This window comes from Desulfosporosinus metallidurans (genome assembly GCF_001936615.1).
Lineage (GTDB): Bacteria > Bacillota > Desulfitobacteriia > Desulfitobacteriales > Desulfitobacteriaceae > Desulfosporosinus > Desulfosporosinus metallidurans.
Map to the genome: position 1 here is coordinate 1 of NZ_MLBF01000139.1, position 1,948 is coordinate 1,948.

Sequence of the window (1,948 nt, forward strand, 5' to 3'; positions counted from 1 at the left end):
TGATTTCAGTGCTGAAAGCACCAAAATTTCCTCTGCTATCTCACCCGATTTGGTAAATTGTGAGATTTGAATACTTTCCTTAATCGAAAACCCTCCATGACAAAGTCGATATTGATTGATTTTGGGTTTAAACATCCTATTTTCTTGACCTCTTTTGGATTTTTACTATTAAATGGAGACAGGTATCCCTTGTTTCGATTCGGATAATTTTTTGATTACTTTCTTTCGGATATCTCCTTTAAAGAACCGAGCTAACTGTCGGAAATTATGGGCGATAATTTTGGCACCCAGCACCAGTTTACATTTCACGATTCCTCGAACATTCAATTTTCCTACATTATGTGCTCGTTTTAGCGCTGAGTTTGTTCCCTCTATAGCGGCACGTTTACTGGTAGATTCTTTCCGTTCTTCCCGATTTGTTATTTTCATACGGGTCTCTTCAGCGGTCAATGCCTTTTGATTCACATGCAAAACGGTATCTTTCTTCTGAAACTTAACTCGGCAACTTTCTTTAAGGGGGCATTCTCGACAGATCTCAAGTTGAAAGTGAGCGCTTAAGACACCACTCTTTTCATTGAAACTCGTTCGTAAGGGGGAATGGTTTGCTGGACAAAGAACGATCGTTTTCTTACCTTCTATCGTAAATCGACTGTAGGGGAGTTTATCACTGGAGGTCTTACGACCAGTCATATCTGTAAAGTGCATCGTAATTCCATGAGTTTCTGCCTCTTCCACAACGTCAGGACTATAATAGCCCCCATCAGTATATAGATCTTTAACCCCTTGTTCTGCAATAGTTGGTAAACTCTGATTCAGCATTTCTACGTCGCTGGTTGTATTGGGGGCTACATCAAAATGAGTCACGACTTGAACAGGATTATCATCGGCACAGGTTTCCGTAAGATTTAAGGCATAACCCACATGCTTTTTACCGCCTTTGTTACGGTAGGTCGCATCCGTGTCATGTGCCGACTGAAGAGAATTCGAAGAAATCTCTCGATCCCCTTTAGCGATCCATTGGTTTTGTTGTTCGTTGAACGTGGCTTGTTCTTTCAAGAATCGGTCAATAGTCTGTACTGCGGGAATTTCTATCAGTTCAGGATGTCTTTCAACTAATTGGAGCAATTCGACGCAGTGATTGATGATCATTTGAATTCGAGATTGGATATCTGTCGCCTTAAGTTGATAAAGAAACTTTGTCTTGTAATCCGCTTTAAGAAAGATCCTTAAGGAATCGTTTAAGAGAGTTTCTGGAAGAGCTTTTACTCCACAGACTAAGACATCATAGGCAAGGGAGAGTCGCCCACCTAATTTAATGTTGGACATGATCTGAGTTGAATCCATACGTCCTTCACTAGTACTAAGTCCAGCAACTTTAATGAAGTGATCTGTAAGCTTTTCAAACTGCCCCCAAATGAGGTCTGCCTCATTTGGGTGTTCGAGTGAATAATTATAGAGCCTAGAACGAAATTCATAGAGTGTTCGAGGTGCAAAATAGCGTTCTCCTAAAGTACGAAGGCCTAAGGCAAAAGAAATTTGGTAGTTAAAGGCGTACTCGTCCAACAGAACCTCATCTGTAAATTCCTTTAAGTGTTTGATCAAATCCAGTCCTATGAAAATATTAACTGGAAAGTTCGGACGTCCATTGTCACTGGAGTAGAGAGGAACAAATAAGCTTTCGTCAATTTGACAGAAAACATGCTCATAGAAGAGTGCGGCCCAAGAATTCTGCAGTTTATGAGCTAGCCGAGAATCCATGCCATTAAGGCTATTGAACAAATTATTTTGTAAGTGCCCGTTATTTTTGCGGAACATCTGCATATACCCCCAAAAAGTTGAATTATATCCTTAATCCTGAAAATTACTTCATCATACTTAATAATTCAACTTCTGGAAATCATTTTCCTTCTTATTTTGGGCAATATTAAGGGGTTTTTGCAGTAGAATC

1 protein-coding gene is annotated in these 1,948 nt (G+C 39.8%); it reads right to left on the bottom strand.

The features are described 5' to 3' along the window. Positions 1-168: 168 nt before the first annotated feature. Positions 169-1,815, bottom strand: coding sequence for a transposase (locus DSOL_RS25950; RefSeq protein ID WP_075367580.1), 1,647 nt, complete (start codon positions 1,813-1,815; stop codon positions 169-171). Positions 1,816-1,948: the final 133 nt, after the last annotated feature.